The sequence below is a fragment of the Mucilaginibacter corticis genome, assembly GCF_007558865.1.
Taxonomy (GTDB): Bacteria; Bacteroidota; Bacteroidia; order Sphingobacteriales; family Sphingobacteriaceae; genus Mucilaginibacter; species Mucilaginibacter corticis.
This window is the reverse complement of the sequence record NZ_VLPK01000003.1, coordinates 142,790-166,932: the sequence shown is the minus strand read 5'-3', so window position 1 is coordinate 166,932 and position 24,143 is coordinate 142,790. Positions and strand designations below refer to the sequence as shown.

Annotated in this window: 22 protein-coding genes; 10 read left to right on the top strand and 12 right to left on the bottom strand. The window is 41.0% G+C overall.

The annotated features are described in order from the left end of the window. Positions 1–54 precede the first annotated feature (54 nt). From FO440_RS15995 to FO440_RS15980, 4 genes are all read left to right on the top strand, one after another. Positions 55–1,164 carry a serine hydrolase domain-containing protein gene (locus FO440_RS15995; RefSeq protein WP_144249295.1) on the top strand — a complete coding sequence of 370 codons (1,110 nt, stop codon included), beginning with the start codon at positions 55–57 and terminating at the stop codon, positions 1,162–1,164. Between the two features lie 81 nt (positions 1,165–1,245). After that, complete coding sequence (locus tag FO440_RS15990; protein WP_144249294.1) at positions 1,246–2,211, top strand: ABC transporter substrate-binding protein; 966 nt, start codon at positions 1,246–1,248, stop codon at positions 2,209–2,211. Beyond that, entirely contained in the window at positions 2,211–3,077 is an 867-nt protein-coding gene (locus FO440_RS15985; RefSeq protein WP_144249293.1) for an ABC transporter permease, read from the top strand. The genes FO440_RS15990 and FO440_RS15985 overlap by 1 nt, the downstream gene beginning before the upstream one ends. A 12-nt stretch (positions 3,078–3,089) precedes the next feature. Beyond that, entirely contained in the window at positions 3,090–3,887 is a 798-nt protein-coding gene (locus FO440_RS15980; protein ID WP_246104243.1) for an NIPSNAP family protein, read from the top strand. A gap of 99 nt (positions 3,888–3,986) precedes the next feature. On the opposite strand, the gene FO440_RS15975 is transcribed toward FO440_RS15980, so the two are convergent. Then, positions 3,987–4,172 (bottom strand): hypothetical protein, encoded by a 186-nt coding sequence (locus FO440_RS15975; RefSeq protein ID WP_144249292.1) that lies wholly within the window; start codon positions 4,170–4,172, stop codon positions 3,987–3,989. A gap of 210 nt (positions 4,173–4,382) precedes the next feature. Here FO440_RS15975 and FO440_RS15970 point away from each other — a divergent pair, with 210 nt between their 5' ends. After that, positions 4,383–4,976 (top strand): TMEM175 family protein, encoded by a 594-nt coding sequence (locus FO440_RS15970; protein ID WP_144249291.1) that lies wholly within the window; start codon positions 4,383–4,385, stop codon positions 4,974–4,976. Positions 4,977–4,991: 15 nt separating this feature from the next. On the opposite strand, the gene FO440_RS24725 is transcribed toward FO440_RS15970, so the two are convergent. From FO440_RS24725 to FO440_RS15960, 3 genes are read right to left on the bottom strand one after another with little or no spacing between them, the layout of a single operon-like run. Then, positions 4,992–5,885 (bottom strand): hypothetical protein, encoded by an 894-nt coding sequence (locus tag FO440_RS24725; protein WP_222103999.1) that lies wholly within the window; start codon positions 5,883–5,885, stop codon positions 4,992–4,994. Between the two features lie 9 nt (positions 5,886–5,894). After that, the gene (locus tag FO440_RS24720; RefSeq protein WP_222103998.1) at positions 5,895–6,554 is read right to left on the bottom strand and encodes a serine hydrolase domain-containing protein; all 660 of its coding nucleotides are present in this window, start codon (positions 6,552–6,554) and stop codon (positions 5,895–5,897) included. A gap of 20 nt (positions 6,555–6,574) precedes the next feature. Then, positions 6,575–7,360 carry a cupin domain-containing protein gene (locus FO440_RS15960; protein ID WP_144249290.1) on the bottom strand — a complete coding sequence of 262 codons (786 nt, stop codon included), beginning with the start codon at positions 7,358–7,360 and terminating at the stop codon, positions 6,575–6,577. A gap of 157 nt (positions 7,361–7,517) precedes the next feature. Here FO440_RS15960 and FO440_RS15955 point away from each other — a divergent pair, with 157 nt between their 5' ends. Next, positions 7,518–7,736, top strand: a complete 219-nt coding sequence (locus FO440_RS15955) for a hypothetical protein (RefSeq protein WP_144249289.1) — start codon at positions 7,518–7,520, stop codon at positions 7,734–7,736. 128 nt (positions 7,737–7,864) lie between these two features. On the opposite strand, the gene FO440_RS15950 is transcribed toward FO440_RS15955, so the two are convergent. The 6 genes from FO440_RS15950 to FO440_RS15925 form a co-directional block, all read right to left on the bottom strand. Next, positions 7,865–8,977, bottom strand: coding sequence for an aldose epimerase family protein (locus FO440_RS15950; RefSeq protein ID WP_186292702.1), 1,113 nt, complete (start codon positions 8,975–8,977; stop codon positions 7,865–7,867). Position 8,978: 1 nt separating this feature from the next. Then, positions 8,979–10,082, bottom strand: coding sequence for an aldose epimerase family protein (locus tag FO440_RS15945; protein WP_144249287.1), 1,104 nt, complete (start codon positions 10,080–10,082; stop codon positions 8,979–8,981). A gap of 51 nt (positions 10,083–10,133) precedes the next feature. Continuing rightward, positions 10,134–11,075, bottom strand: coding sequence for a DUF6282 family protein (locus FO440_RS15940; RefSeq protein ID WP_222103997.1), 942 nt, complete (start codon positions 11,073–11,075; stop codon positions 10,134–10,136). Then, the gene (locus tag FO440_RS15935) at positions 11,075–13,339 is read right to left on the bottom strand and encodes a GH92 family glycosyl hydrolase (protein ID WP_144249286.1); all 2,265 of its coding nucleotides are present in this window, start codon (positions 13,337–13,339) and stop codon (positions 11,075–11,077) included. Before FO440_RS15935 ends, FO440_RS15940 begins: the two co-directional genes overlap by 1 nt. 136 nt (positions 13,340–13,475) lie before the next feature. After that, positions 13,476–14,645, bottom strand: a complete 1,170-nt coding sequence (locus tag FO440_RS15930; protein ID WP_144249285.1) for an alpha/beta hydrolase — start codon at positions 14,643–14,645, stop codon at positions 13,476–13,478. An 88-nt stretch (positions 14,646–14,733) separates the two neighbouring features. After that, positions 14,734–15,768, bottom strand: coding sequence for a basic secretory protein-like protein (locus tag FO440_RS15925; RefSeq protein WP_144249284.1), 1,035 nt, complete (start codon positions 15,766–15,768; stop codon positions 14,734–14,736). 145 nt (positions 15,769–15,913) lie between these two features. Between FO440_RS15925 and FO440_RS15920 the strand changes: the two genes are divergently transcribed. Then, a complete protein-coding gene (locus FO440_RS15920; RefSeq protein ID WP_144249283.1) occupies positions 15,914–18,682 on the top strand; it encodes a family 78 glycoside hydrolase catalytic domain in 2,769 nt (922 codons plus the stop codon). A gap of 46 nt (positions 18,683–18,728) precedes the next feature. Here FO440_RS15920 and FO440_RS15915 read toward each other — a convergent pair whose 3' ends face one another. Continuing rightward, positions 18,729–19,904: a hypothetical protein gene (locus FO440_RS15915; RefSeq protein WP_144249282.1), complete on the bottom strand. Its 1,176-nt coding sequence runs from the start codon at positions 19,902–19,904 to the stop codon at positions 18,729–18,731. A gap of 401 nt (positions 19,905–20,305) precedes the next feature. Between FO440_RS15915 and FO440_RS15910 the strand changes: the two genes are divergently transcribed. Next, positions 20,306–21,412 (top strand): acyltransferase family protein, encoded by a 1,107-nt coding sequence (locus tag FO440_RS15910; RefSeq protein ID WP_144249281.1) that lies wholly within the window; start codon positions 20,306–20,308, stop codon positions 21,410–21,412. Positions 21,413–21,520: 108 nt separating this feature from the next. After that, positions 21,521–21,907: a DoxX family protein gene (locus FO440_RS15905; RefSeq protein WP_144249280.1), complete on the top strand. Its 387-nt coding sequence runs from the start codon at positions 21,521–21,523 to the stop codon at positions 21,905–21,907. A gap of 72 nt (positions 21,908–21,979) precedes the next feature. On the opposite strand, the gene FO440_RS15900 is transcribed toward FO440_RS15905, so the two are convergent. Beyond that, the gene (locus tag FO440_RS15900; protein WP_246104242.1) at positions 21,980–23,080 is read right to left on the bottom strand and encodes a WD40/YVTN/BNR-like repeat-containing protein; all 1,101 of its coding nucleotides are present in this window, start codon (positions 23,078–23,080) and stop codon (positions 21,980–21,982) included. A gap of 118 nt (positions 23,081–23,198) precedes the next feature. On the opposite strand from FO440_RS15900, the gene FO440_RS15895 reads away from it, so the two are divergent. Next, a complete protein-coding gene (locus FO440_RS15895; protein ID WP_144249278.1) occupies positions 23,199–24,089 on the top strand; it encodes a winged helix-turn-helix domain-containing protein in 891 nt (296 codons plus the stop codon). The last annotated feature ends 54 nt before the right edge of the window (positions 24,090–24,143 follow it).

Genomic DNA, 24,143 nt, shown 5'->3' with positions numbered 1-24,143 from the left:
ATTTGAAAATGATAATAATGACAGTATCTTTAAGATCATTATTTGCCTGAATACATGACACCTAAAATCAACTTATCAGCCATAATTTTTATTTTTTTATTTCTTCCGATGACCGGTTTTTCGCAGTTGACCGCTCATGAAAATGAAGTTATTTCAAAATTTAGCAACCGCTTAAAAAATGATGTAGCCTGGGATGATTTACATGGCAGTATATCGGCAGCTGTAATTAAGGGTAATAAAGTAATATGGGCAAACGCGTTTGGCTATGCAGACAAGGACAGGAATATTTTAGCTGACACCGGTACTAATTATCGAATCGGGTCTATTACCAAAACTTTTACAGCCACTTTATTAATGCTATTGGTTGAGGATAAAAAAATTAGCCTGGATGATGATGTAAGAAAATATGTTCCTGAGATAGCTCAATTGAAAGGCTATTCAGACAAGTATAAAATCACCTTTAAACAGTTAGCATCGCATACATCAGGAATTAAACGCCATCCCGATCCGGATTCATATTACTTCGGCGACCCAACCCAATGGGAGCGATTATTACTTCGTGCTATACCTATAACAAGTTTTGCCTCAAAACCAGGTAAAGAATTTTTGTACTCGGATATTGGTTATGCAATTCTGGGACTGGCTTTAGAAAGAGCCAGCGGCGAAAGTTATATCAGCATGTTACAGCGAAGGATTATTGAACCACTGCAAATGCACGATACCTACCTTTTAGTACCCGATACTAAAATAACAAAGCTGGCCGTAGGGTTGGAAAATGTATCGGGCGTTGTATATATCGATATACCTTTTAAACAACAATCAGGAATGGGGTATGGCTTGCCGGCCGGTTCGCTTTATTCAACACCATCAGACTTGGCTAAGTTTGTAACATCATTTATAGTAAAGCCACAAATATTAAGCAAATCAAGTATCAGAAAGATGGAAGATATATCTAACGTAAGCGACACCTACGGTTTGGCTTTGATGATGCATTCGGGTATCGGTCAAAATTTGATAGAACATGATGGTTTCGTCCCTGGTTATACAGCGCAGTTTGTTGTCGATTTAGATTCAAAATATTCGGTGATCATTATGCGTAATTATAATCAGGGTAGTACTGATTTAAACGAAGTCGCTAAAAAGTTACTGAGAGATTTTTTTTAATATGTCTTAGTCAACTCAATTGTGACGTAAATATTAATACCTGCATTTCGCTACTTTGCCAGCTTTACCTAACTTAGTAACATGAAAAAATATCTGCCCCTTATATTGTTTACTGTACTGTTTGCCGCCTGTAAATCGCCCAAGGCAAACAATGCGCCGGTTGTTGGTTTTGTTGATGCTTTTGAAGACGCTACCATTGCGCAAGCACGGACCGGGTTTACTGATGCTCTGAAAAAAGAAGGCTTCAGTGAAGAAAAAAAGACGGTCAAGATAGAATATCGTAATGCGCAGGGTAATATTCCTACCCTGACACAGATCGTCAACTATTTTGTATCAGAAAATGTGGACCTGTTGGCTACCTGTACAACTTTATCATCGGTTACTGCTGTGCAAAACACCAAGACCATCCCGATTTTTGAAATGGTTTCGCCAACGCCTGAACGTATGAAAGTGATCGGTAAGGATGGTAAAGCCCCGGCTAACCTTTTTGGTGCGGTTGAGGATCTGCAATACATTGATACTTCATTCTCTATCATCCCTAAATTGTTAAAACCAAAAGGGAGCAAACTGGTTATCGGGATGATCTATAACCAGGCCGAACCGCAATCGGCAGATGCCATGCAACGAATTAAATCCTTAGCGGATAAATTAAATATTACTCTTATCGCTCTACCTTTAAATTCATCAGCCGATGCGCAATTAGTTACCCAAGCCCTGTTGGATAAAAAGATAGACGCATTTTTTGCCAATCCTGACAATACAGTATTTGCATCGTTTGAAACTATATTAAAAAACTGTAACCAAGCCAATGTGCCGATATTTACCAGCGAGGCCGGATTAGTACAACGCGGCGCGGTAGCTGCCTTTGGTGCAGATATCTATCAATGGGGGTATCAGGCAGGCGAGCAAGCTGCTCAATACCTTAAAACTCATAAAACAGACGGCTTAAAACCTGAAATGGTAAAGATCAGGAAACGGGTGTATAATCCGGCCGCCGTTAAAAAGTACAATATTGCCATACCTTCAAATTTTGAAGCTGTAAAATAATGGATTTTTACCTTACCGCCTTATTGCAGGGGCTTTGCTTTTCGGGTATAGCGTTAGGGATTTATATATCTATGAAGATATTTAATATCCCCGATATTACTACCGATGGCAGCTATACATTAGGTGGCGTGGTGTCTGCAATATTACTTACCCGGCATATCCCCGGATATCTGATTTTACCTGCTGTATTATTTGCCGGCGGGTTGGCCGGAGCAATTACCGGGCTTATCCATACCAAATTGAAGATCAATCCGTTATTAGCGGGTATATTAGTCATGACCGCCTTATATTCGGTTAATTTAACTTTAATGGGGCGGTCTAATTTGCCTCTTATCGGCACATCGTCTATATTTACTTTGATCCAAATTGCAACCAATATAAATCAGAATACATTTTGGATATTGTTATTATTTGTAGGGGCAATTACTTTGCTAATCGGTTACCTGCTAAAAACAGATTTTGGTATCGCCATGCGCGCGACGGGAAATAGCGAGTCGATGATCCGCGCATTAGGTGTAAATACCGACAGGATGAAAATCATAGGTTTGGCGCTGGCCAATGCCTTAACAGCGGTAAGCGGTTATCTGATAACGCAATTCCAGGGATTTGCAGATATCAGCATGGGCATCGGGATAGTGATAGTAGGGTTGGGGTCGGTCATAATTGCTGAAACATTAATAGGCTGGCTGCATATTACATCCGTATGGATGATATTGTTGTTGGTATTGGCAGGCGCTATCATTTTTCAGTTGGTGTTAGCCTTAACTTTATACATTGGGGTTGATGCAAATTTATTGAAGCTGGTTACCGCTGTATTTGTATTGTTAATTGTAAGTTTACCACGTTTAAACCACATAAAAGATTAATTATCACCTAAAATGAAAATGTTTTATAAAAATTGCCCAATAGTGCTTGTCGCGCTTTTTGTGTTTGCATCTTGTTTGTTCTCCGGCCTGTACGTGCAGGCAGCCTCGCAATATTACTATCAGCTTAAAATATATCATTATAAAAGCAAAGCCCAAGAGGATAGGTTAGATGCTTACCTGCAAAACGCGTATCTGCCGGCAATGCATAAAGCAGGTATAAAAAATGTTGGCGTGTTTAAAGTCTTAAAGCCGGATAGCGTTGATAAAAAAATCTATGTATATACAGCTTACAAAACTTTTGATGCCTTAGAAAATACAGATCAAAAGTTGTTAAAAGACCAGGATTACCTGAATGCCGGGAAAGATTATTTAGATGCATCGTACAATGACCCTACTTATACACGTATAGAAACCATTGTGCTGCGTGCATTCCCGGGAGCACCTGAGCCAAACGTGCCTAACCTTACCGCAAAAAAAGCCGACCGTATTTACGAACTGCGCAGCTATGAAAGCGCGACAGAAAAATACAATGCCAGTAAAGTTAAAATGTTTAATGTGGGCGATGAGATCTCGGTATTTAAGAAATACAACTTTAACGCTATGTTTTATGGTGAAGTGATAGCAGGTAGTCATATGCCCAACCTGATGTACATAACCACGTTTAACGGGCTTCAGGATAATAAAGATAAATGGAAGCTGTTTTTTGATGATGAACATTTCAAAGCATTAGGCAAAATGCCCGAATACCAGAAAAACGTATCAAGATCAGAAAGCTTGTTCCTTTATCCAACAGACTACTCGGATTATTAAAATCTGTTACAGGCAAATAAAAAAGGGATAGCTTGACGTTATCCCTTTTTTGTTGTTATTGATCGTTTAGAAATTATGAGCATCATACCATCTGCTATGTTATTTTAAGCGATGAAGGGTTTCGTGCGGAATTGTAGCTTTCTGTCCTGTCGATTTAAAGCCGTTTTGGTCTTTATATGACGCTGCTATATAGGCAACTTCTGTCATTCCTGATAGCAGAACAATAATTAATAAGGCTACTACAAGCCTTGTAAAAAAAAGCGAGGGGGACTTTTTTTCGTACATTTTAGTTTAAAAAATTAGGTGAACTTTTTTCTGTTTAAGCCGTCACTAATATAGCGTATATTTTTGATTTGCAACAATTTTGTTACAATTGAATTTCAAGCTCATTTTTCCCAATTTGGAAAACAGCAGTACAATGATTTATTTAAAGAGATTTCGCCTGCTATTTAATAATATTTATACTTTTAAGCTATGCGATCTATAAATGCGAATATGAGTAAAGGAAGGCTCGAAGCCTTTAGCGATGGGGTTATAGCCATTATCATCACTATAATGGTGTTAGAGCTTAAAACCCCTGAAAAGCCCGACTTGGAATCATTACATCATGTATGGCCGGTGTTATTAAACTATATTATCAGCTTTATATATGTTGGCATATACTGGAACAATCACCACCATATGTTCCATATTGTAAAGTCTATAAACGGCGCAGTGTTATGGGCTAATTTGCATTTGCTTTTCTGGTTGTCAATGGTGCCGTTTGTAAGCGCCTGGCTGGGCGAAAACCCTTTCACATTACTTTGGCCCATGGCTATGTATGGTATTGTGCTTTTAATGAATGCAATAGCTTATGCTATATTGGTTATTGTATTGTTAAAGCATGAAGGTCCAAATTCGGCATTGGCAGCTGCTTTAGGTACTGACCGTAAAGGAAGGATCTCCATTGTATTTTACGTTGTAGCGATAGGATTTGCCTGGATCAATACTTATGTAAGCTTAGCATTATACGTAGCTGTAGCTTGCATTTGGTTTATACCTGATACACGGATAGAAAAAAAACTGGCCGACGATCAGCATACAAAATAACAAGCTTTCAATATACTACGCGTTTCCCTCTAAAGCAGGGCGACTATCTTTAGTACTGCCATTTCTTGCAGCCATGCCGTTTAAAAACTCAATGTGGATAGCGTTGTCCTGTAAGCGACAGGTGATGAGGTCAGAATTTGGGGTTTCATAGTATTGTAAGGTAATCACAAATGTTTTATCATCGGTCCAAATACCGGCAGCTACTATTTTCTGGGGGGTATTGCTTGCAACAGACGCACCGGGAATTGTCGTTTCACCTTTTACCCAATGATCTAATCCGCAGGTTATACTTTGTGCGGCCTGATTATTCTTTAATGTAAAAACGCATTCGTTTTTATTAAACGTTAATGATGCCTGGCTAATACCTACCGCATTGTCTTTAATGGTATATGTTTTGCCCGATACTAAAGTTTTTGTACTTTCTCCGAAACTTGTTTTTTGCGGTAATAAGGTAAGGGTGGTCAATTTTTGCTTAAGCGCGTTTTGGTTAACACCATCTGCCGGTAGTGCATCCTTTTTTATACCGGGAAGTAGATGATCCCAAACATAATTCAGCGTTTTCTGCATATCTGCAATTTCGCTGGTGATAGCTATGACCGTATTCAGATCACGCGACACCAGACAATACTGGCCTTGCGCGCCATCACCTCTGAAAAAGTTATGACGGCAGCGCCAAAATTGATAGCAATACCCCTGTTGCCAGTCGCTGTTCTCATCTTTTCCTTTAGGATTGGCATTAGGTACTTTATAAGTTGTGGCCGCTTCTGCCCACGTTGCCGATAAAACCTGCTTACCGTTCCATTTCCCATTTTGCAGGTAAAGCAAACCTAGTTTGGCAATATCTTCGGTTTTAACACGCAAACCCCAGCCACCTGTATTAATACCTTGCGGACTAACTTCCCAATCCATACCGGTAATTTATAACGGGGTAAATAGGCGGGGGGTAAGGTATTCTAATACCGTTTTGCCTGTTAATTTAGTAATAATGGCCGATAGCATATAAGTGGCACCCGTATCGTAAAGAAAATAAGTGCCGGGCTGGTGTGCAATTGGGGTTGATAAGAATACCTTTGTCCATACTTCAGTTCCTTTTCGCATAGGGCCTGATGTATCCGCGTCATGGCCGGTGGTCATGGTGAGCAAGTGCTTAACCTGCATTTCATCCAAATGTGGATTAGGTGCAGATGGTACATCGCCGGGAAAAAATTTGATCACCTTATCCTCAACTGATAATAAACCCTCGCTTACAGCAAACCCGATAGCTGTAGAAGTAAAACTTTTACTTAACGAGTGAAGCACATGCTTAAGATCAGGTTTATATGGGTCCCACCAGCCTTGTGTAACTATTTTACCGTTGCGCACTATCATCAGACTATGCAACTGCAGGTTATTCTTCTCGGCGGCGTTAATAAACTCCAATATACTTGCCGATAATATGCCTTGTTCTTCGGGCAGACTATGTGTTAGTGCGGCTGCAGGGGGTATTGCAAATAATGTTTCACTAAAGATAGGCGCCAAACTTAAACCTGCTAAACCGATAGCAGCGTTTTTTAAAAATTCTCGTCGTTGTACAGGCATACGGCTATTAATTGGGTTGATTAATCTGTTTTTAAATTATGCCATTGTATGGCTAAATAATAGCACTGTTTATTGCTGATATTTTTCGGGCCATGCAATATTTCAGATTGTAAATAAATGCAATCGCCCTCATGGGCATTAAATTTATTCTGTGCAATAGTTTCCTGCACATCGCCGGTCAGCATTAATATCAATTCTTCTACGCGATGCGTATGTGGATCATGACTGGCATACCCTGGATTTAATGCGGTGGCATGCACTTCAAACCGCTCAAACATAGTTGTCGGCCTGTCAAATAACGACCGGCTTTCGCCTTTTGGAGATATATTGACTTTAAGCTGATCCCAATTTTTTATGAACGACGGCCCCCCACCATATCCACGTTGTGTGTTAACGGGGTTTACCGATTTATAATTAATAACATACCAGGTTGCCGCAGTTGCCGTTTGATTTTGAAAGCTGATCTTATCGCCCGCCAAAACCAGGGCTATACTGCCTGCGCTAACGGTTTGAGCTGTATCTTTAAGCCGGAGTTTGATATTGCCGCTTTTTACAACTATAAGCTGTTCGTTATTCTCATCAGTAACCAGTGGTATATAAGTTTTGCCGGGACGGAGGGTAAGTGTGTAGATCTCGAAATGTTGAAGATCAAGTGTTTTACCGTTTAATACCTGTCGTTTTTCAACAATACCAATTTTTTCATCCTTGCTGTTGCCCCAGCTATAAACACCAGACTGTAATTCATTAGTTTGCGCATGAACGCATAACCATGGTGCCATGAATAAAACGGCAATAATTACTTTCATTAACAGGCTTATTGATGTATTGGTAAGTAAATGTAACAGAAGTTATTCATAATTAGATAACCGCTATAAAAAATTGGAGGGTAAAAGAATTGTTTTAGATATCTAATTAAAACACAAAGTTTATATATTTGCGCATTAATAGTTTTGTACAACTGATATGAAAAAGACTTTAGGACTTATAATTACATTAATTGGTATATTGATAGTGGTTGGCTCATTTGTTCTTACCCCTGACCATGCACTAAACGCTGCCGATTCAGGAAGCGGAATAAGCGCTTCTGCAGGTTTAGCCTACGGCGGATTTATTGTGTTTGGTATTGGCATTGTTCTTTACATATCAAGCCTTCCATTAGCCGGCGAAAAACAACAATCATAAATTGATCTTCAACGAGCGTAACTCTTTACTTTATTAAAGACGGTACCGTATCGCTACCCGATAATTTAAAAAGTCCAACATTATATGTTGGACTTTTTTGTTTTTGACAGCATTCTTTTAGTTTGTACTTAATATTTACGCACCGAAAACTGGTAAACAGTTTCTGATGTAAATATTTCGCCCGGTCTTAATATTACATTCGCAAATTTAGGTTGATTAGGCGAGTCGGGGTAATGCTGGGTCTCAAGGCAAAAAGCACCGTGTTTGGTAAACGTCTTACCGCCTTTTCCTCTTACTTTATCATTAAATCCATTACCGGTGTAAAAAACAACGCCGGGCTCGGTAGTATAAGTTTTCATTACTCTGCCACTAATGGGTTCATAAGCAATAGCAGCTAAAGCTAATTTGCCGGTTTGATTATGTAACACATAAGTAAGATCATAACCATCACCATTATTAAAATCGGCTATGCGCTTGCCTATTTGCTTAGGTTGGGTAAAGTCAAACTGAGTTGCTTTAACATCCAGCAAATTACCTGTCGGGATCCCGCCATTGGTAGTTTCCAGGTATTGGTCAGCAAAAAATTGCATTTCGGTACTCAGTACCTTATCTGCCTTGCCACCCGAAAGATTAAAATAGGAGTGACTGGTAAGTACTACGGGTGTTGGTTTATCAGTAGTTACTTTATAATTTATTTTGAGCTCGTTTTTGTTTGTTAATGTATAGATCACTGTTAGGTCTAAATCCCCCGGAAAACCCTCTTCGCCGTCTTTGCTTAAATAGGTTACTTTTAATCCTGCTTCCTTATCGCCGGGTATTTCTTCAATATTCCAGATCCGTTTGTTTAGGCCAAGTACTTCACCATTTTTACTGGTAATTACTTTATATTCCTTACCATCTATGCTGAATTTATTATTGGCAATACGGTTGGTAACCCTGCCGCGGATTGCCCCCATACGGGCATTATCCTTACTGAGGTACTGACTGAGTGAATCGAATCCCAATACCACGTCTCCCATTTCGCCATTTTTATCGGGTATAATGATATCAGTAATGGTAGCACCGTAGTTAATCACCTTCACCTGCATACCATTGCTGTTTTGCAAGGTATATTGGTAGATCTTTTGGCCTTCGGCTTCTCCAAAGAAAATCTTAGTACCTGACGGATTTTGTTTGTGCTGCGCAATTGCGCAATTACTGATTACGCACCATCCTAAAACCAACACAAACAGGGTTTTCATTTTATCTGGTCGAGAACTTGTAAATGGTTTCAGATTTAAAAGTTTCGCCCGGCCGTAAGATGACATTGGGGAAATTAGCATGATTGGGCGAGTCGGGATAATGTTGTGTTTCCAGGCATAGAGCGCCCCACTTATTAAAATGCTGACCGTTGCGGCCAATTATCCGTTCGCTAAAGTGATTGCCGGTGTATACAACCAGACCTGGCTCGGTAGTATATACATCCATCTGCCGGCCGCTGACAGGCTCGAAAGCAGTTGCAGCCAAAGCCAACTTGCCCGATTTGTTTCGCAAAGCGTAGCTCAGGTCATAACCATTCGCTGTAGCAGCAATGTCCTTACCTACGGCTTTGGGCTGGGTAAAATCAAATGGCGTACCTTTTACATCTAATAAATTCCCGCTTGGCATTACGTCTTTATCGGCCTCAAGGTATTTATCTGCGTTGATGGTTAATTGCCAGTCGGACACCTTATCAGTTGTGCCCGACAAGTTAAAATAAGTATGATTGGTCAGCACTAAGGGTGTAGCTTTATCGGTAATTGCGCTATAGTTGAGTTTCAGTTCATTGTTGTTGGTAAGCGTATATATCATGGTAACGTTTAGATTACCGGGATAACCCATCTCACCATCCTTACTGAAATAGGTCAATTTTAAAGCCACATCTTTGCCGGGTATTTCTTCAATATTCCATACTTGTTTATCAAAGCCTTTTGGCCCGCCATGAATGTTTGACATAAGCACATATTCTTTGCCATCAAGCGTGAATTTTTTATTGGCGATACGGTTAGCCACCCGGCCTACAACAGCGCCCAGCAACGCGTTATCACGGCCCGCATATTGTTTAAGTGAATCAAAACCCAATACTACATCGCCCATTTTTTTGTTCTTGTCAGGTGTAATGATATCGGTAATGGTAGCGCCGTAATTGATCACCTTAACCTGCATACCGTTGCTATTGGTTAATGTATACTGATATATTTTTTGCCCTTCCAACTCACCATAATATGTTTTGCTGATGGTTGGCTTAATTGGAGTCTTTGCAAAACTTATATCAGTAGTTATTAAAAATAAACAAAGCAGGCAGATTGAAAAAAATAGTCTTTTCATCAGGTATAATTAAGATTGGTTTATAACAGAAGTACAATAAAGGTACAGGTTTTACTTCCCGGTATCAAGGTCAAGTAATTGCGCAGGGTTTTTACGGGCTACCAAATCAATTTCATGCTCACTTAACCCATTTGCTTTAAGTGCGGCTATAAAGGCCCGCATGCCATCAGGATGCAAAGGGTTACCTTTCTGGCCCAGATCAGAATCAATAATAAAATGTTCTGCACCTACAGTTTTTATGACTTCCGCGCAATTGGCGACTGCTTTATTATCGACAATAATTTTCCCATTAGACTTTGATAGGTAGGTTTGCCAGCAAAACTCCACAACTGCGCCCATCGTCGCCATTTGCTTTACCTGGCTAAGTGTTGCGCCCAGCAGCATGGCATGTGTCACTACAATTTTTTTAACGCCTGCTTGTTTAGCAGCAGGGATAAGTAGCAATGACTCTGCAGGCGTTGAATGGCCGGTTTCTAATATCAGGTCGTTTTCTGCTACAACCCGGAATACTTCTGCAAGTTCAGGGACAGGCTTGCCGTTTTTTACCACCGGGACAAATTTCCTGGGGCCTGGGCCATGTTCAAAGCTGTTTTCTGCATCAACAGTCGGCAGCCATACAACTTTGCCGCGGTGCCCATCAAACTGCGCCATACGGCGAACCGCCTCGGCATTAATACCGCCTACGGATAAGTTAAGTGCGATACCGCCAAATACTTCAATGCCGCCAATCTCCTGCATGGCCAGTTGCGCCCTGTCCGAAGTTATTGCATAATGGTTTTTGAGGACAATGCCGCGCATACCATCCTTTTTGGCCAGCCTAACCAGGTCAAGATCATTTATGGACCGGGGAGAGACGTCGGGGCCGGTGTGGCAATGAAAATCAATAGTACCGGCCAAGGAGTTAGTATCAGCAGGATGTATTATTTTTTGAGCCAAAACAAAATTGACTAACAGTAAACAACCTGCTGATATGATCCCCGCTTTTTTCAGCATTAGTTTTTGGTTAATGAAAACGGCTTGTCGCTGTCAGCAATGCCCCTTTGTTTATTAGGCTTATCGCTCATTTCCAGTTTTAAAACACCGCCGTTGGTCAGTTCATTATGTGTAATGAAGTTTTTGTTAAAGGTGCTGCCATTTAAGGTTGCAGATTGGATATAGACGTGCTCTTTATCATTGGCAGGTGCGTCGATAACAAATTTCTTTCCGTTCTCTAAATTAAGGGTGATTTTTTTAAACATCGGGCTGCCTATGGCGTATTCACCTGTTCCCGGCGTTACACTATAAAAACCCAAAGCGCTCAACACATACCATGACGATGTTTGACCCTGGTCCTCATCGCCCGGGTAACCGTTTTCTGTAGCGTTGTACAATTTATACATTGCATCCCTGGCATGGAATTGTGATTTCCACGGCTCGCCGGCATAATCATACAGGTAGATCATGTGCTGGATAGGCTGGTTACCATGCGCATACTGGCCCATGTTGGCAGCAACCATTTCGGTCATCTCATGGATCATACCACCGTAGGTACCAACTTTTACTTTATTAGGCTCGCTAAATACTGAGTCAAGCTTTGCATTGAAATTATTATTACCACCTATCAGGTCTATCAAGCCTTTAGTATCCTGGAAAACACACCAGGTCCAGTGCCATGAGTTACCTTCGGTAAAAGGGCCGCCCCATTCAATAGCATCGAAATTTGGTGTCCATTGCCCGTTGATATCTTTACCGCGCATAAAACGGGTTGAAGCGTCATATACGTTTTTGTAGTTATACATCTGGCGGGCAAATATGTCCATATAGTATTTATTGCCGGTCATTTTTGCCAATTGGTAACCGCACCAATCGTCATAAGCATACTCTAAGGTTTTTGCAGTTGCTTCGCGGTATTTTGGATAAGGCACATAACCTAATTCGTAATATTCTTTCCAGCCGTCACGGCCATTTGCCGGGCCCCAGGGGCCTTTGTTTGTTGCTTCATGCAGATAAGCTTCCAAGGCTTCTTTAGGATCAAATGTGCGGATGCCTTTTGCCCAGGCGTCTGCCAATAATGAGATGGCATGGTTACCTATCATACTGCCGCCCTCACTCGGGAACGACCATGACGGCAGCCAGCCGCATTGCTTGTAGGCATCAATTAAAGCCTGCATGTAACGCCCATGCATTTCGGGCTGGATAAGTGTATTAAGCGGGAACTGCGCCCTGAAAGTATCCCAGAAACCTGTATCGGTGTACATATAGCCCGGGTGTACCTGGCCGTCGTACGGGCTAAAGTAAACCGGTTTACCTGAAGCATCAATCTCATAAAATTTACGTGAGAATAGGCTGGCCCTGAAAAAGCAAGAGTAAAATGTTTCCCTGTCGGCCTGCGTGCCGCCTTCAACAACAATTTTTCCTAATGATTTATTCCAAACCGCGGCGGCGTTTGCTTTGGTTTGTTCTAATGTTTTATCAGCGCCTAACTCTCTTTTCAAGTTCAATTCGGCTTGTTCAAGGCTGATGTATGACGATGCCGTTTTTACCTGCACCTTAGCGCCGGCTTTAAATTCGATGTAAGCGCCTTTACCCAAACCTTCAGCTTCGGTCGAATCAGCCTTGGTAGTATTCCCTTTATTTTCCCATGTGCCATATGCTTTTATCGGCTGGTCAAACTTCATGGCGAAATAACTTTTCCAGCCTTTGTGAAACCCGCGGCCGTTATTTACATAGCCTGTTATCCTGTTTTCTTTCGGATAAATTTTAACCCCACTGATATTGGTATAGCCATCTAATACCAAAAAGCTTTTTTTACCTGCCGGATAGGTGAATCTTAAATGCGCACCGCGTTCTGTCGGCGAGATCTCCGTAGTGATCTTGTTATCGAACTGTACTTTATAATAATTGGGCTTGGCTATTTCATTGGCATGGCTAAACTTGGCTTCGCGTTTGTTTTCTTCCACAACCAATTCGGTCATGGGCATTAATGAAAAAACAGCGTAATCATTGGTCCACGAACTACACTGGTGTGCCTGCTGAAATCCGCGGATATGGTCAAGAAAATACTGGTATTTCCAACCGTCGCCGTTTTTACCGGTTTGTGGTGTCCAGGTGTGCATACCAAACGGTAATGCTGTAGTAGGATAGGTGTTGCCCCTGGTTAATTTAAACTGAGAGTTTGTGCCTTGCAGCGTATTTACATAATGCACAAGATCCAACTGCTGTGCAAATGCCGAATTAATAAAAAACAGGGGTGCAAAAAAAAGATACTTAAGTTTCATGCTTTGTAGCCTAATATAGTTTGGGTTATAGGGTATCGCTCCAAAATAAAAGCGATTTGACACCCCAATTATAGGAAATAAATAAAACTTTTAAGCCAAAATGTCTTATTGTAATAATTAACTTACTTAGTACTTTCTATAAAGTACTAACCTGCCCGTTTTTAATAATTAGTTTGCCACTAAAAATTAAACTCTTATCTAATCTTGCTGCAATTGATTGTTTGATCACTTCAGCATTACGGGGCACGTTTTTATTAAATACTTTTTTGCCGTTTATGGTAACCGACACTTTTTTGTCCAGGTTCAACAAATCATCATTAAGGTATAAGTATAGTACCTCATCCTGGTTTTCGATGATATTAATAGTATTGCCTGTTACAGCCACATGAACTTTTAAGCCTTGTTTAGCGCTTTCAATTGGTGTTCCCAACCAATAAAACTGATCACGTAAAATGTCATCCTGGATCCAGATCACATCTTTAGGTAGAGCGTTACGGGTAAATGATGCCAGCCATGGTACGGCAATGGTGTCCTTTCTGTTCATCCAATGCGGCATGTCGGGGTAAACGTGTGTTTCGTGAATAAAACTTCCCGGATAAACTTTGGCAAGGCTGTCCATACGCAAGCCCCATTGGGCCACCAACTCATTGCGGTGATAAGCCGCGTCTTTACCGCCCACAAAAGCGTCGAAAGGAATATTCTTCAGGTTTAATATCTGCGCATCACCCGGATGGCCGGCCATCATCGCAGCTGCTGCCCAGTAATCAGCAAGCCGGGGCGCTAACTGAAATACACCATCGCCCCCGGCAGAGTAACCCATTACGTAAACTTTATCCGGGTTAACATTATCCATCACAATTTCGCCTTTAACCACCTCGCTTATTAGCTGGTCCATTGGGTAATCATGCCACATATTCCAGGTATTTGCCGGACTGCGCGGCACAAAGTAAACGCCTTCTTTAAGTTTATACAGCCTTTTCTGATTTTCCCACTGCTGATCATTTTCGGCCGCTGTGGTGCCACCTCCGCCGTGTAATGATATGTACAGGCTCCGGCCGTCGGCAGGTTTATCGCCAAAGATCTGGGTAGTAAATTTTAAAGTGTAATTTTTATATGTGATCTGTTTAGCCGCCCAGTCAATAGTAGATTTAGCTTTCTGCAATTCCATTTGACTTTTTAATTCGGCAACCGCTATTGCCGCAGCTTTTTCACGGCTTAAATTAGTTTGCGAAAAGGCCGTCACGCTGCAAAGCAATATCAGGCTAAATAAAGTGCAAGCTTTAAAGGAGTAGTATATTTTGATCATCAGATTTTATGGTTGGCTAAATTTAGTATAAAAACAACAAAGCCCGGCACGCTTAGCACCAGGCTTTTGCTTTCACAGGTAGTTGAAATTAAATTTTAGCTTTGCTGCTATATTTAAGTTCAACTGTAGGGTCTTTTGCGTAGTCTGCCCATAAATCGTCTAAAGATTTACCGCATAGTGTGGCCCAGGTTGCCTCTGTATAGGTATGGTTTCTTAATTCTTTATCTATCTGAACAATCATTCCCGGTTTTACCTTCTGATTTATCCATTCAAAAAAGCGTGCTGTTACCCTGTAGCTATCTTTATAGCTTTGGGTTGGTTTAAATGCGGGTAAATACCATTTTGAGCCAACGTTATCTACACCGTATTCATAACGGATAAAATCTGCAATGCCTTCTGTTAACCAAACCGGGCCCGATCCATATCCGTAACCTTGTACAATATGCATTACTTCATGCGTTACCACGTCAATATCTGTAGGGTGGCTGTTCATGTATTTGGTTGAGAATAATATGCGGCTTCCGCTGGTTTCAGCAACACCTTTGTAAGCGGTATCTGTAACAAACACCACTTCGTGGGTCGATTTATCGTTGAACAGACTAACCAGTTTAGGGTAGATCTCGAAATAAGTATCTATCAGATTTTTTTGGATAACCGGGTCAAACTTTGAATTTTTGTCGATGAAAACTAACTGGTAACCTTCTTTCTTGATGGTATCTACCGATACCCAGTTTTTCTTAAGCTCGGCATTTAACGTTGATTCAAACGCGTCAAAATTCTTTTTCTTTTTAAGCCATTTACCGCTGACAACAATTTCGCCGGCTTTAGCGGTCAGGTCACTTTTTAAAGTATCGGTAACTGTTAAGGTAACCTCTCTTTTGGTACGATAGCCATCTGCGCCTGCAAACGGTGGGTATACATCCATAAAAGCTTTGGTAAGTTGTGCGGTTTGTACTGTATCAAGCTTTACTTTTTTTGAGTTATTGGTAATGGTAACCGTATAAGGGCGGGGTTCGTTACGCCTGCGTTGTCCTGCGGGTTTTGTAGGTGTCGGAGTGGTTTGCGCCATGGCTGCGCTGCAAAGCATTAATGCTAATGCAAGGTTTGAGAATTTTTTGATCATATCAGTTAGTTTGGCTATAAATATAGCTACCGTAAAATTGTGATTATGTAAAAAATAGGCTACAGTAAATTGGGATCATAGCTATAGGGGATGTAGGTATTAAACGCAAATATTTTTTAGTTTTATAAAATAAGCCACCTATAACATGAAAATAGTACGGAAAGCGTTTTTTTACGGCACAATATGCTGCCTGTTTTACTGTAATGCTTATGCGCAATTAAGCATTGTAAAAAGTTTGTGCGGTAATAAAATTAATCCGTTAGGCGTGTCTATTAAAGGTGTTTATTTCGGTTGGGAAATGTCATCGCCTGAGAATGATAATTATCAAACCGCTTACCAGGTAGTTATAGCCACATCGGCCGATAAATTAAAAAATGGCATTTATGACGTATGGAATTCACAGCTTATTAAAAGTGATAAAAGCGTATTGGTTCCTTTTACCGGTAAAGACTTGAAACCCGGTACAGTATATTTCTGGAAGGTGAAAGTATGGGATAAAAATAAACAGGCATCTGCATGGAGTAAAACTTCAAGCTTTTGCACCGGGCTTGAAAGTACTGCCGACTGGCACGGCGCGCAATGGATAGGATATGAGGATCTGCCGGATTCAATGCGGGTTGTTCCCGGCGTACATGGGCTTGATGACGGTCAGGTGGCACACCTCGGAAATAAAGCAAAAGTAAGGCCGGTGATCCCGTTATTCAGAAAAGAATTTACAGCTAATAAAAAAGTAATAGCCGCGTATGCTTTTGTTAGTGGCTTGGGGCAATATGATATGACAGTGAATGGTAAGAAAGCGGGCAACGGCTTTTTAACACCGGGCTGGACCTATTATGATAAAACCTGTTTGTATAATGTACTAAACATCACTTCGCTATTAAATCAGGGAAATAATACTGTAGGGGTTATTGTAGGTAACGGCTTTTATAATATCAACCGCGAACGGTATTTTAAAATGACAGACGCCTTTGGTATGCCCAAACTGATCTGCAGGATAAAAATTCAGTACGTAGATGGTACAAACGCTGATGTTGTGAGTGACAATACCTGGGCGACTGCACCATCGCCTGTAACATTTAGCAGTATTTATGGCGGTGAGGATTATGATGCCCGTTTAGAACAGCCGGGATGGGATAAAAACGGCTTTAACGACAGTCATTGGAAAAAAGCAGAATTGGTAAAGGCCCCAACCGGTCGTTTGCTTGCCGATCCGGATTACCCGGTGGCCGTTATGGATTCTTTTAAGGTGAAAAAGATCAGTGAGCCAAAGACATCAGTTTATGTATATGACTTCGGGCAAAACGCTTCGGGAATTATTGAATTGAAAGTTAAAGGCCGCAAAGGTCAAACTGTAAAATTGGTCCCGGCCGAAATACTGACTCAAGACAAACTGGCTAACCAGGATGCTACCGGTGGCCCATACAGCTTTTCTTATACGCTAAAAGGAGATGGTGTAGAAATCTTCAGGCCGAAATTTACTTATTATGGTTTCCGGTACGTACAGTTTGAAGGCGCTGTTCCGAATGATAAGGTGAGTGATCTTCCGGTTATTGAGCAATTAACTTCTTTACATACCCGCAACTCATCGCCGCAAAACGGTACATTTAAATGCTCAAATGAATTATTTAACCGCATTTACACACTGATAAACTGGGCTATAAAAAGTAATTATCAAAGTGTGGTTACAGATTGCCCGCATCGCGAAAAATTGAGCTGGTTGGAACAAGATTACCTGATGGGTAACTCTATTCATTATAATTTGGATAATTATAACCTGTACCGCAAACTTGTTTTTGATTTGATAGACGCACAAAACCCGGCAGGTTTTGTACCGGATATAGCGCCTGAGTTTGTGAGGTTTGAAGGGGGATTCCTGGATTCGCCGGAATGGGGCAGCAGTGCCGTTATTTTGCCCTGGCAGTTGTATAACTGGTATGGCGATAAAGATATATTAGCAAAAGCCTATCCCATAGTGAAGAAGTATGTTGATTACCTGGACAGCAGATCTGATCATCACCTGTTATCATACGGTTTAGGCGATTGGTTTGATTATGGACCCAACCAGCCCGGCGAAGCGCAACTGACACCTAAAGCGCTTACCGCAACAGCCATTTTTTATTATGATATTATATTGCTCAGTAAAATGGCGTCAGTACTAAACAAACCTGGTGATGCTGCTATTTATACAAAGCTGGCAACTGCCACTAAGCAAACTTTTAATAATAAATTCTATAACGATGCTACTAAAGTTTATGCTACAGGCAGTCAAACAGCTATGGCGATGCCCTTAAGTGTTGGGCTGGTTGACGATGATAAGAAAAGCACAGTGCTTAAAAATTTAACAGACTCTATCAGGCGGCATAAATACGCGTTGACCGCAGGCGACATTGGTTTTCATTTTTTGATAGACGCGTTGGATAAGGGCGGACAATCGCAAATTATTTATGCCATGAATAACCGCGATGATGTACCGGGTTATGGCTATCAGCTAAAAAAAGGAGCCACCGCGTTAACAGAATCATGGCCGGCGCTTGAAAATGTATCTAACAATCACTTAATGCTTGGCCATATTATGGAGTGGTTCTACAGCGGTTTAGCTGGGATAGGGCAGGAAGATGGCAGTATTGGCTTTAAATTATTAAAGATCAGGCCGCAACCTGTCGGTGATATTACCAGCGCTTCGGGTAGTTTCCATACGCCTTACGGCTGGGTTACTAGCAGCTGGAAAAAACAGGGCGGTACATTTACGTTGCATGTAACTATCCCGCCGAATGAAAAGGCGAATGTGTATCTGCCGGTAAAAGACGGCCTGAAAGCTTATGTTGACGGTAAACCTGCAAAAATTACTTTGACAGAAAAGGGTAGTGAGATAATTAATTGCGGATCAGGTAGCTATCTGTTCGAGGTGAAATAATCAGACAACAAAGCCCTGATGTTAATACCAGGGCTTTGCTAATATTTTATTGTGGATCCCCGCTGCTTGGCGGCGGATCTGTTGCTACAGGTGCAGTAGGCGGCGGACTCGTTGGAGGGGGCGCAGTCGGCGTGGTTGGTGTTGTGATATCATCCCCTGTTTGCTTTGCAGGTTCTGATTGTTCTTTTGTGGCTTCTGTATTCTTTAAGCCTGCATATGTACCTGCACTGATACCCATCAGGATCAATACGTTCTGATCAAAATCAGGCATGATATGGTTTGCAAATGCTTTCTGTAAAAATACGACACCAAAAAACAGGTTGAAAGCTACATTCTGGAAACGCTGAATATTGATACTGCTGCCGTCAGAAAGAATATCCAGAAAGAAACCCTCGCTTTTAGCATTTTTGTCTATCGGGATACCTGCCTTGTTTTTATTTTCAATGAGTTTTGACACGGCTGTTGTTGAAACGCTTATACCCAAAATGCCCAGTACTGATAGCGGCAGGTCGGGTATGGTATCTGTTTTTAAACAGATCATGATGTAAGCGGTAAGCACAAGCAGCGTCCAGAAGAAAAGTTGCGTACGGCCAAGGCTATAATATAGATTATTATCATCCTTTAAAATATTGTATTTAAGCGCTGCTATTGCAAGCGCGATCAAGACCACTGCTGCTAACCAGATCCACCAGGTGGCAATACGTTGCCTTACTTCAACATAAACAGGGATCTTATTGTTAATTAAAGCCTGTTTTGGCGTGCCTACACTAAAGTAAACCGGGATGACAGATTTTTCAAAAGGACTACTTTGTAAAAAATTAAGTAAAACTTCTTGTACATCAGTATTCAACGGGAAGAATAATATCTTATCACCGGCGTTGATTTTCCATGGTTTTAATTTGGGCAAAGCAATGCCATCAATATACAAGGTGCTGAATGTTTCAGCGTCTTTTGTAGTTGAAAGCCTGATGGCAATAACCTGCTTTAACTTGGCCGAATCGGGTTGAGTACCTAAGCTTTTTACACTAATAATTGTGTCTTTTACAGTGGTTGATACAAGAGGCGGGGCGGCCGCAACTACCGGCGAGTCAATTTTTGCAGTTTCCACACCAATAGCAAAACTAGATGCCGGTGCAAAAATTAAAAACAAAATAAAACTTAAATGCCGGATCAATTGACTAAAGCCAACAAAAATTAGCCGGTTGGGGTTAATTGTACGCATGGTAAAAGGATAAGGTAACCGCCTACTTAAATCCGGTTTCGGCATACCGGGACCATATTAAGGATTGATCTATCCTTTTTAGCGGCTTAGTAAAATTGATGGTCTATAAATCAGTCAATTAGAAAAATTATTTTAAGGTAAATGTTATTTATTAAAAATGCAAATAACGTTAATAATAGGTGGTGTTTAGAGATATGATGTTGTAACAGGATGTGCTTTCATAAGACTGAAAAAAAATATTTTTCGGCGCGATTTAATAATTAATTTTTACTTGAATTAGCTTCAGCTTCAAGATCTCAAAAGAGTGATACGAATATTTTTCACGCCTAAGGGGCTACCGATGCATTTGTTTTTATATTTTGCGCCGGTTTTATTTATAGCCTGTATACTTAATTTTATTAATGAATAATAACGAGCTGGCCACCAAGCCACACTATCCCATATTAGACGGTCTTCGCGGTGTCGCGGCTATAGTTGTTGTAACTTTTCACCTGTGCGAGCCATTGGCTACCGGCAATTTAGATAAACTTGTTAATCACGGTTACCTGGCTGTCGATTTTTTCTTTTTATTATCAGGATTTGTGATCGGTTACGCTTATGACGACCGCTGGAATAAAATGACCGTAGGTAGTTTTTTCAAACGTCGTATAGAAAGGCTGCAGCCTATGGTGGTTTTGGGGATGACAATGGGTGCCATAGGTTTCTATTTTACAGATTCGACATTGTGGCCGCTTATTCATACTATTCCGTTATGGAAAATGTTGCTGGTGATGCTGGTCGGCTATACTATCCTGCCTGTACCGTTATCGCTTGATATACGCGGCTGGGAAGAGATGCACCCGCTGAATAGCGTGGGATGGTCGTTGTTCTTTGAATACATAGCCAATATTTTGTATGCCGTATGGATCAGGAAGTTTTCAAAAACAGCTTTAGCTGTTTTGGTAGGAATTGCTGCTATAGCGCTGGCACACCTGGCAATTACAAACGGCGACGTAAGCGGCGGCTGGACACTGAATGTGCCACAGGTACGCATTGGGTTTACGCGTACCATATATCCCTTTTTTGCTGGCTTGTTAATGTCACGCATAATAAAACCGGCCCAAATTAAAAACGCCTTTTTATGGTGCAGTCTTTTAATAGTTATCATACTATATATGCCGCGCATTGGCGGCGCCGAGCATCTTTGGATGAATGGCATTTATGAATCTGTTTGTATCATCATTGTTTTCCCGTTGATTGTATACATTGGCGCAAGCGGTGAGATTCAAACGCAAAGAGAAAACAGGATCTGCAAATTTTTAGGCGAGTTGTCTTACCCGCTTTACATGGTACATTACCCGCTGGTTTATTTTTATGTCGCGTGGATCAGCAACCATAAAGGCACAACCATTGTACAGGCCTGGCCGTACGCTTTACTTATTTTGACAGGCGCTATAGTTTTGGCCTACGCCGCATTGAAATGGTATGACGAGCCGGTACGCAAATGGCTGCGTAAAAAGCTTGGGTAGGATGAGCGTATAATCTACTCTTGTAAGTGTTCATATTATAATAAAAGCTTTATATTAGACATCAGAAAACCCTGACTAATTAAAAACTTAACCTAAATTATAAGTACTATGAACAAGACAACTATCAACGTTATTTACTGGATCTCGACCGTATTGATACTGGCCATGATGCTGTTTTCGGCAGTGTCAAGCTTTATGGACAACCCTGACGGTACAAAAATGCTGGCAGCAATAGGGTATAGGCCGTATGTATTGCATCTTTTAGCGGTAGCCAAAGTGTTAGGCATAATAGCTATCCTTACGCCGGGTTTTCCACGACTTAAAGAATGGGCGTACGCGGGTTTTACGTTCGACCTTATCGGCGCGACTTATTCTTTTTATGCTTCTGGCTTTGCCATTAAAGACTGGGCATTTATGCTGATATTAATTGCCGTATTAGCGTGCTCTTATATTTTTTACCATAAACGATTAACGCTGAAAGGTATTGCAAAGTAGCATAATAATTAATTAGCCTATGATTGGTGTTATCATTCCCGCTAACACCAATCACAGGTTAATTAATACCTTTTAACATCCTTTGTTGGGTAAGATATAAATTACATCGCCTGAAACAGATAAATTGAAACCGTTATTTTGTATAGAAGGAAGTGATAGTTTCGTCCATGTTTTGCCCATATCAGATGACCGGAATATACCGTTTGAGCGGCCACAGATTAAATATTTGCCGGCTTGTTTGATTGATAAAATACTCCATGAAGACTGAAGCCCGAATATTTGTTGCATGAATAGGCTACTCCAAGAAGGCTGAAGTTCTTCACCTATGATATTCCAGGTTTTTCCATTATCCAGTGAAATGTGTATCCTGTTTGTTTGGGTTATTGTGTTATGGGCTATAGCAGCAAATCCGCCATCTATATGTTCCACAGCTATGCCGGCACCCCCTTCACCGATCACACGTTCCCAGGTCTGGCCATCATCAGTCGATCTTAATATTCCGTCAAAGCTGGTAGACAGCAGTACACCGTTTGATTCTGTCAACTTCATGCTGCCATCTCCAACATGTACTTGTTTCCAGGTTTTTCCACCGTTGGTTGATCTAAAAAGCATGTTGTTCGAGCTAATGAAAACGGTGCCCCCGGCAGTTTCAAAAACGCTGCGTACTTCGCGCTCTTTATAATTCTTATACATCCAATCTGCTGTTTTGTCTATGCGCAAGGCTTGCTCCTGGAAATTCGTATAGGTAGGTGACCAATCAGTCGTTCCGTTTATTTTTTGTAAAAATTGCCCCCTAAAATCATAAGCAAGTATCCCATTCTTGCCGGGGGCAATGTTACGTTGTCCACCTGGAAAAAGATCTTTTGTCCAAAAAGAAGTAGTCGAATTTGGTTCATTGTGATAAACCCCATTGCCGGCACGTAAATAGAGCCCACGGTCATTTGTAAATAAGCCTTTGCCCCACACACCTGTTCTCTGTAAATTTTCGGGCAGCCCTTCGCTAATGTTCTGCCATGTTTGTCCGCCATCAGTAGATCTGAAAATTATGTTCAAAATCGCTGATTTAGTCCGCTTTATTGTTTTTTTCTCAGTTTTATTTTCTTTTACCACAAAAGAATTTAGCAGAAATAACACCACTAATGAGGCCGGAACAAACACAAATAATCTTTTCATTTTTTTATTTTTCATGTCCTTATAAATTTGATACTGCAAAATTACTTTGATGTTTTTCGGCTTGGATAATTTGGATTGTAAATAAAAATGCAAACTTTGTAAATAAAATATTGACAGTATGCGTCTTAGCCAAAAACTCTTCCCGGGGAAGCGTAAATACCTGTTCGGGTTGATACTGCTTTCGTTTGTAGCTGTGATCTGTGTGGCTTTCAGCATGAACGGCAGTGACGATTTTGCTATTTCAAGGAGGGAAGTTTTACTCCGAAGGATAGGAGATGAACTGCTCACACAATCCGGCGACCGTACATCAAGGGTGCTCCCGGTAAAAAAGATCGCCAAAAATGAATACCAGGTCAGTTTTGAAAATGAGCTTACTTTCCAGGCGGACTCCCTGGTAAACACTACCCAACGTTTATTAGCTAAAGACCCACTCGCAGGTGATTATATTGTTAATGTTTTGAACCGTGGCAATGCCGGTGTAGCCTACGGATTTGCTATATCCGGAAATAAAAAAGACGATATTATAGCGTGCAGAGGAAGGAAACAACCCAAAGCATCTTATACCATCAATATAAAATTTAAACCGACAGGAATAAATGCGGTAAAGAACAAATATCTTCTGGGTAGCCTGCCGGTTTTAGCATTTATCGGTTTTGTGTTTTTCAGATCGTTTAAACCGCGGAGAGACTTACATAATAATCAGCACACAGGGGTACTCACTTTTGGCTCTGTTTTGTTTGATGCGGAAAAACGGCAACTGACAATAAATGGGAATACCGCAGAGCTGACCGGAACTGAAACGCGCATACTCCGAATTTTAGCGTTATCGCCCAATGAGATCATTGAAAGAAGCCGGCTGCAAAAAGAGATCTGGGAAGATGAAGGCATTATTGTAGGGCGTAGCCTGGATATGTTCATCTCAAAACTCAGAAAAAAATTAGAAGCTGACCCCAATACTAATATTGTTGTTGTGCGTGGGAAGGGATATAGGCTTGAAGTTGGGTCTTAAAGAGAATTTATTTATATGGGAATACTAAATTTCTTTAAAAATATCATTGAAAAT